Annotated in this window: 9 protein-coding genes; all 9 read left to right on the top strand. The window is 35.5% G+C overall.

Going from position 1 to position 8,338, the window contains the following annotated elements:
- Window positions 1-151 precede the first annotated feature (151 nt).
- Window positions 152-1,507 carry a hemolysin family protein gene (locus tag ASG21_RS12530; RefSeq protein ID WP_056080528.1) on the top strand — a complete coding sequence of 452 codons (1,356 nt, stop codon included), beginning with the start codon at window positions 152-154 and terminating at the stop codon, window positions 1,505-1,507.
- 11 nt (window positions 1,508-1,518) lie between these two features.
- Window positions 1,519-1,824, top strand: a complete 306-nt coding sequence (locus tag ASG21_RS12525; RefSeq protein WP_056080525.1) for an ATP-dependent Clp protease adaptor ClpS — start codon at window positions 1,519-1,521, stop codon at window positions 1,822-1,824.
- Window positions 1,825-1,993: 169 nt separating this feature from the next.
- The gene (gene udk / locus ASG21_RS12520; protein WP_056031542.1) at window positions 1,994-2,608 is read left to right on the top strand and encodes a uridine kinase; all 615 of its coding nucleotides are present in this window, start codon (window positions 1,994-1,996) and stop codon (window positions 2,606-2,608) included.
- Between the two features lie 11 nt (window positions 2,609-2,619).
- Window positions 2,620-2,976, top strand: a complete 357-nt coding sequence (locus tag ASG21_RS12515; RefSeq protein ID WP_056080524.1) for a septum formation initiator family protein — start codon at window positions 2,620-2,622, stop codon at window positions 2,974-2,976.
- Window positions 2,977-3,062: 86 nt separating this feature from the next.
- Window positions 3,063-4,226 carry a methylmalonyl-CoA mutase family protein gene (locus tag ASG21_RS12510; RefSeq protein WP_056080521.1) on the top strand — a complete coding sequence of 388 codons (1,164 nt, stop codon included), beginning with the start codon at window positions 3,063-3,065 and terminating at the stop codon, window positions 4,224-4,226.
- Window positions 4,227-4,229: 3 nt separating this feature from the next.
- Window positions 4,230-5,378, top strand: coding sequence for a class I SAM-dependent methyltransferase (locus ASG21_RS12505; protein ID WP_056080518.1), 1,149 nt, complete (start codon window positions 4,230-4,232; stop codon window positions 5,376-5,378).
- A 123-nt stretch (window positions 5,379-5,501) separates the two neighbouring features.
- Window positions 5,502-5,783, top strand: a complete 282-nt coding sequence (locus ASG21_RS12500; RefSeq protein WP_056080513.1) for a hypothetical protein — start codon at window positions 5,502-5,504, stop codon at window positions 5,781-5,783.
- Between the two features lie 126 nt (window positions 5,784-5,909).
- Window positions 5,910-7,289, top strand: a complete 1,380-nt coding sequence (locus tag ASG21_RS12495) for a dipeptidase (protein ID WP_056080509.1) — start codon at window positions 5,910-5,912, stop codon at window positions 7,287-7,289.
- Window positions 7,290-7,423: 134 nt separating this feature from the next.
- Window positions 7,424-8,338 (top strand): choice-of-anchor J domain-containing protein (locus ASG21_RS12490; RefSeq protein WP_082482421.1); only part of this gene is annotated, 915 nt, incomplete at its 3' end.

The raw sequence follows: 8,338 nt of genomic DNA, 5'->3' as shown, positions 1-8,338 counted from the left end.
TCTTAAATCTTAAATCTTAAATCTTAAATCTTAAATCTTAAATCTTAAATCTTAAATCTTAAACTCAGCCTTAACCTTAACCTTAACCTACAATTTACCCTCTCCGTAAAAATATTTTGTCTATCTTTGTATGATAAATTATAATTTCTAAATGGACTCGGACATAGTCAGGCTTTTGCTGGCCTTATTTCTTGTATTACTCAATGGCTTTTTCGTAGCCGCAGAATTTTCAATTGTTAAAGTTCGTTATTCCCAAATTCAACTCAAAGCCGCTGAGGGCGACTCGATGGCAAAACAGGCAGAGCACATCATCAAACATCTTGATGAATACCTCTCTGCAACGCAACTCGGGATTACTTTGGCCTCACTTGCTTTAGGTTGGGTAGGTGAAAGTGCAATGCACCATGTGATAGACAATCTATTCCACTCATTAAATATTAATTTCAGCGAATCAACGGTTACAACCATATCATTGGTGTGTAGTTTCTTGATTATCACTGTGATGCATATTGTGTTTGGAGAATTAATTCCTAAATCTATTGCCATTCGGAAGGCAGAAGCTACAACAATGGCAACTGCAGTTCCTTTACGTGTTTTCTATACCGTTTTTAAACCGTTTATCTGGTTGATGAACTTAATGTCTAACGGATTTTTAAGATTAATAAAAATTCATCCTGCATCAGAACAGGAAATTCACTCTACAGAAGAACTTCAGCTTTTGGTGAAACAATCGGCCGACAGCGGAGAAATTGAAGAGGAAAACTACGAAATAATTAAAAATGCATTTGATTTTACCGACCACTCGGCAAAGCAGATCATGGTTCCGAGACAGAATATCACTTCTATTGATTTCAGCGCCGATGTAAATTCTATCATCAACGAAATCATGGACAGCGGATATTCCCGTATACCTGTTTATGAAAATTCTATCGACAATATCATCGGAATCCTTTATACAAAAGAGATTATAAGAGAATTTGTAAAGCGTAAAGGTGTTTTAAATCATGAAGATTTAAGAGAACTGATGCGTGATTCGTTTTTTGTGGTGGGAAGCAAGAAAATTTCAGATTTGCTGAAAATTTTTCAGCAGAAAAAGCAGCATTTAGCGATTGTAATTGATGAATTTGGTGGAACAGAAGGAATTATTACCTTAGAAGATATTCTTGAGGAATTGGTCGGTGAAATTCAGGATGAAGAAGATGATGAAGAAAAACTGGTAGACAAAATCGGAGAAAATACTTATTGGGTAAAAGCTACGCAGCCTCTGGATGAAATTAACGATTCCCTTCCCAAAAAATTACCGCTCTCTGAAGAAAGTGAATACAATACTTTGGCAGGATTTATTTTGCATGCCCTGGAAGATATTCCCGAAGAAAATCAGGAATTTGACCTTGAAAATTATCATTTTAAAATTTTAAAAATGAATAATAAGAGCGTCGAAATGGTTGAATTAGAATATATTGAACCTAATATTGTCGACGATATTTTAGATAAATTAGACGTTTAAATAATAGAACAATGATTTTTTATAACAGCATAAAAGATTATGAAGATCCAAAAAGACAGTACGAAGAAGAAGTTCTGGTTTTGGATGAGACAGATGAAATTTACAAACTGATTCTGCACAACGACGACGTTCACACGTTTGATGACGTCATCGAAGCACTGATTCAGATTTGCAAACACGATCCGATACAGGCCGAGCAATGCACAATGCTCGTTCATTTCAAAGGTAAATGTACTGTAAAAACCGGCTCACTTGATCTTTTAAAACCAATGCACGAAAAACTGATTTCACGAAGCTTAACCAGCGAAATCGTTTAAAAATATAAACTCTGACAAAAATGTCGGAGTTTTTTTTTGTTAAATTTTTCCTCGGATCAAAAATTTTTAATCAAAAATTTGGAATTCTTCCTCAATCAAACATCCATCACCCAACTTCCCGCATCCCACTTTCAAAAAAATACTATCTTTGTCAAAACTTTAAAGAAAAATGCTTGTAATAGGAATTGCGGGAGGTACAGGATCCGGCAAAACTACAGTTGTGGATAAGATCATCCAGCAACTTGATATTGATGGGATGAATATGCTGTCTCAAGACAATTATTACCATGATAATCACAGTCTTACCCTTACGGAAAGAGAAGCTTTAAACTACGATCATCCGAAATCCATTGATTTTGATCTTTTAATTAAGCACGTAAAAGCTCTGAAAAATAACGAAGCAATCGAACAGCCGATTTACAGCTTTGTAACACATGGAAGAACGGGAGATCACGTTACAGTAGAGCCTAAAAATGTTTTGGTAGTAGAAGGAATTCTGGTTTTAACCAACAAAGAACTGCTGAAAGAATTTGATTTAAAAGTTTTCGTCCATGCAGATTCTGATGAAAGATTAATCAGAAGAATTAAAAGAGATACACAGGAAAGAGGAAGGGATTTGAATGAGGTTCTGCACCGTTATCAAACGACTTTGAAGCCAATGCATCAGGAATTCATCGAGCCTTCAAAAAACGAAGCAGATTTAATTATTCCGAATATGAGACAGAATTCTGTAGCTATTGATTTTTTAACTACAGTAATCAAAAACTCGCTCAAAAAACATTAAAATAACTTCTCATGAAGGAAAATAAACTGATCAGGGAAATAAAACCACAGTCTGATGCTATCAAATTCATCAGAAAATACGTGTTGAATAAATACACGCTTACCATCGGTCTTTTCCTCGTGTGGATGGTTTTCTTTGATAAAACTTCTTTTCTGGTAATCCACGAAATCAACGGGGAGATTGATAAATATGAGGAACAGCTCATCTATTACAAATCTGAGTACGAAAAGAACGATAAATTCTACAAAAAACTCATGAATAATAAGGATGAGAAAGAAAAATATGCCCGCGAAAATTATTTTATGAAAAAACCCAACGAAGAGATTTTCATCCTTGTTGCAGACAGTTCAAAAGTCGCCAAAAAATGATTTATTGTGAATAGTCAAATCTCTTCGCTGTTAATCATAACATAAGTCTGCGAAAATTATTAATAATTACCCGTTACTCATTACCCATGTCACATACAGAAACTTATTCCAGCTGGGAAAATTTGGTTAAAAAACAGCTTAAAACCGACGATATCGAGTCTGTTCTTCAGAAAGACAATCTCGAGGGAATTGAGGTGAAACCATTTTACACTAATGTTCAGAAACCTTTGGTGAACCTTCCAAAAATTGAGGAAAGTACGCATCTGGTTGCGAAATATCATGAAAGTCTGGAAGAGGATGTACTCGCATTTTTGCTTGATGAAAACGTTGAAAACCTTGAGGAAAAAACAATTTTCGTCAATAATGAAGATTTGGCGGGCCACATCAGTCCACAGGAAGAAGATCAGTATTTCTCACTGATTGATGTTTTTGATGAAGAAAATTGTGTAATTAAGGATCAGTTGGTAAAGGAGCTTTTGGCAAAACAGTTCAGAAGAAATATTTGTATAGATATTTCGCTTCATCAGAATGCCGGAGCTTCTATTGTTCAACAGTTGGGAATAGCCTTGGCAAAAGCAAAGGAACTGACGGAAATTTACGGTGCAGAAATTTTAAATAAACTGGTTTTCAGAATTGCTGTTGGAGGAAATTATTTCTTTGAAATGGCTAAAGTGAGGGCTTTTAAACTTATTTTCAACCAGTTTTCAAAGGAATTTGATTTGGATCTGATACCTTATATTTTTGTTGAAACTTCTTTAAGAAATAAATCAGTTTCAGACAGCGAAAATAATCTGATCCGTTCAACACTTGAGCTCGCTTCTGCGATGATTGCCGGTGCAGACGCGGTTTACAGCAACAATTACAGCATTGAAAAAAGTTCTGAAAATTCTGAAGAAATTTCATTCAAACAGCAGATTGTTCTGGCCTACGAAAGCATCATCAATGTCTTTGAAGACGCTTCAAATGGCAGTTATTATGTTGAAGATATTACTCAGCAGATTGCAGATAAATCCTGGAAATTATTTCTTGAAATTGAAGAAGCAGGTGGATATTTAGAATCTTTAAAACAAGGAATTATTCAGAAAAAAATCTATGATCAGGCTGTAGAAGAGCAAAAATGGGTAGAAGAAGGAAAAATAAAACTTATTGGAGTGAATTTGTATCCAAAATTAGAAGTGAAAAAATCTGTTGAAGAATTATACAATCCAGCTGAAATAAAAGCAGTTCGCTGGGGTGAAATGTTTGAGTGATCTGTGAGACATAAAACTGTAAATCCTGATATTCAAAATTATATCAACGCAAATCTAAACGCAGATTTGCATTCTTTGTTGTTGAAAAAATCCCCATTTCCTGATGTTTCAATGCAGGAAATCGTTCAGCAAATAAAAGGAAAACAGGTCGCTCAGAGAAAGTTTCCATTTTTGCTACAAGATGGGATTATCTTTCCTCCTCAACTCAATCTGGAGCAATCTTCTTCTGAAAAGACAGCACTTTACAAATCAGAAATTTTAAAAGGAAATAAATTCATCGATCTGACGAGCGGTTTCGGAATTGATGCTTACTATTTATCTGAAAATTTTGAGAAAGTTACATTGGTTGAACAAAACACTGAACTTTTAGATATTGTAAAATACAATTGGGATATTTTAGGTAAAAAAGCAAGATTTATTAATCAGAAATTAGAAGATTTTCTGAGCGAAAATACAGAGACTTTTAGCACAATTTATCTTGATCCCGCCAGAAGAGATCAGAATAAAAACAAAGTTTTTCTTCTTGAAGATCTTTCCCCGAATATTCTTGAAATTCAGGATCATCTGCTTTCGATATCCGAAGAGGTAATTATTAAACTTTCGCCGCTCATTGATTTAAAATATCTGCTTTCCGTCTTAAAAAATGTTTTAAGGATTGAAATTATTGCCGTTAAAAATGATGTAAAAGAAATTGTGGTTTTTCTTTCTAAAAATTATTCAGAAGAAATTATCTGCAACTGTGTAAATCTCGAAAGCGGCGAAAAAGATTTCAGTTTTGAAATGAATGCAGAAAAAAATGCTTCTTCCACTTATTCTGAACCGCAGAAATTTATATACATTCCGAATAATACCATTTTAAAAGCAGGAATTTTTAACTTGATATCCGAATATTTTAAACTGAACAAACTTCATCCAAATACCCATTTATACACTTCTGATACCAAAAATGAAAGTTTTCCGGGAAGGATTTTAGAGATGGAAGTTGTTGATTCAAAGCAGATTAAAAAGAAAGAGCAGTTTAATATTATTTCAAAAAATTATCCTTTAAAACCGGAGGAAATCAGGAAGAAATATCAGGTGAAAGATGGTGGAGAATCGTATCTAATTTTTACACAGTCCAAAAAAGGAAAAATTATTTTAAAATCAGTCTGAAATCTTTGCCAAAAAATGCAATATTTCTTATTTTTGAACAATTATAAATTTAAACCTGAAACCGTTTAATTGAAATCTGATAAAACGCTGTTCAGTTGATAGTATTAAAATATAAATCTGTATATGAAAAAATTAGTGGTAGCCTTGGCAATTGCAGCAGTAGCGGTAAGCTGTAAAAAAATTCAGGCCGGAGGAAATAAAAACACGCTCAGACTTGAAGAAGGAGTAGAAAGATACTCAGACGATCATCAGGGGGGAGGCGATGCTCACGGTCACACAGCAACACCGGCTCATGCCGCGCCTGCACACGGTGCGCACGAAACTGAAGCTCCAAAAACAGACAGTACAGCAAGTACAGCAACAGCAAAACCTGCTGAAACTCCTGCTGAGCCCGTTGGGCACTAAGCTTTCTTTAAAATATAAAATGTCCTGCAGCAATGTGGGACTTTTTTGTTGGCGAAAGGTAAAAATCTTTTGATTTCTTTGTGCCACACCATCAATTTTTTTACTTTTAGCAAATAAAAATATACAATGCAAGAGACTTTAAAATACATCAGCGAAAACAAACTCCGTTTCGTGGATGAATTGTTTGAATTACTGAGAATCCCTTCAATATCAGCCGATCCGGCTTACAAAAATGATGTTTTGAAATGTGCGGAACTGGTTTCTTCCTATTTAAAAACTGCCGGAGCAGATCAGGTGGAAATTTGTGAAACCGATGGCTATCCCATTGTTTATGGCGAAAAAATGATCAGTCCAGACCTGCCTACGGTTTTGGTTTACGGACATTATGACGTTCAGCCTGCCGATCCGTTGGAATTGTGGAGAAGGCCTCCTTTTGAGCCTTACATCGAGAAAACAGATCTTCATCCTGACGGTGCAATATTCGCAAGAGGTTCTGCTGATGATAAAGGGCAGTTTTTTATGCATTTAAAGGCATTTGAAGCAATGATGCAGACCAATTCTGTTCCATGTAATGTAAAATTTATTATCGAAGGTGAGGAGGAAATTGGTTCTGTAAGCCTGGGAAAATGGGTCAATGAAAATAAAGAAAAATTATCATGTGACTGTATTTTAATTTCAGATACACATATCTACAGCAATGAACAACCTACTGTTACCACAGGTTTGAGAGGTTTAAGTTACGTGGAAGTAGAAGTGGAAGGACCAAACAGAGACCTTCATTCCGGACTTTATGGTGGTGCTGTACCAAACCCTATCCATGTGCTTTCAAGAATGATTGCGAAACTGATCGACGACGACGGACGTATTCTAATCGACGGTTTTTATGATAATGTAGATGTAGTTTCTGACGAGGAAAGAGCTGAGATGAACAAGCTTAAAGACAACCCGGATGAATTCAAAAGATCAATCGGCCTGAGCGGTGTTGAAGGTGAAAAAGGTTATACGACTTTAGAACGTACTTCTATCCGTCCAACTTTAGACTGCAACGGAATTTGGGGTGGTTACACTGGCGAAGGTGCGAAGACCGTAATTCCTTCAAAAGCTTCTGCTAAAATATCAATGCGTTTGGTTCCTTATCAGACTCCGGAAGAGATAACAGAAAAGTTTACAAAGTATTTTGAAAAAATTGCTCCAGATACTGTGAAGGTAAAGGTTACGCCACACCATGGAGGAATGCCTTACGTTTTACCAACGGAAACAAAAGAATTTTTAGCAGCAAAAACGGCTATGGAAACTGCTTTCGGAAAAGAAGTTCTTCCTTACAGAGGTGGCGGAAGTATTCCTATTACTGCAATGTTTGAGCAGGTTTTGGGAGCCAAATCAGTTCTGATGGGTTTTGGTTTGGATTCTGATGCGATTCACTCTCCAAACGAGCATTACGGATTGTTCAATTTTTATAAAGGAATTGAAAGTATTCCACTTTTCTTTGAGAATTATGTGAAATAATCTTCTTTATCAGTATTGTTAAATTACAACCCCTGAGAATAATTTCTTGGGGATTTCTTATTTTTTAACGGTTTTTATTTGGTAATTGGTTGATAATTACTATATTTACTTTAGTAATGTTAAAATAATTAAGTATGAAAAAAATTCTATTATCTTGTTTGTTGATTTCTTTGAGCTATGCTAATGCTCAGCTGTCAAATATTTACAACTATGGTTTCGATACAGCTTTCGGAACTGATTTTACTACAACCAATCAAAGTACACCCGCTGGCTTAAGTACATGGACGAAATCTTCTTACACCGTACCTCTTACAAGTGCTATCTTTGGCAGTGGAAATACTACTACAGTGCCGGTAGGACAGTCTGGAGGAAATAACTCATTTGCTCTCGTCAATTTTAACAGTACAACGGGAGCGGGAATTATCAGTAATTGGTTAATTACTCCTGTGGTAAATGTAAAAGATGGGGATATTGTAAGTTTTTATGCGAGGAAAGGTACTGACGGTACGCAGGATTACCCAGACCGGCTAGAGCTAAGATACAGTACAGCTGCAACCACAGTAAATCCGACGGGAGGATCTTCTGGCTTAGGGAGTTTCACAAATTTAGGAGTAGCAGTAAATCCCACATTGGTTGGTGGTTTTGTATTTCCCAAAGTGTGGACGAAATACCAATTCACGATTACTGGAGTTGGCGCAACAGCAATTCCTGTAAAATTTGCTTTTAGATACTTTGTTACAGATGGAGGTCCGTCAGGTTCTAATTCAGACCTTATTGGAATCGATACTTTCTCTGTTGACAGACCAATTCTAAGCGTGTCAGAAGAAAGTGCAAAAAGTAAAGTAGTTGCAGTATATCCTAATCCAACTTCAGATTTCATAAATTTCAAAACTGATGCAAAAATTATCAAAACGGAAGTGTTTGATGTTGCTGGAAAAAGTATTAATGTTCCTTTAAAAGATAATCAGTTGGATGTCAGAAGACTACCTTCAGGCCAATATCTAATTAATATTGAAACTTCAGAAGGAAAGATTTCAGAAAAATTTATC

This window comes from Chryseobacterium sp. Leaf394, assembly GCF_001424105.1.
Lineage (GTDB): Bacteria > Bacteroidota > Bacteroidia > Flavobacteriales > Weeksellaceae > Chryseobacterium.
This window is presented reverse-complemented; position numbering and strand designations above follow the sequence as displayed.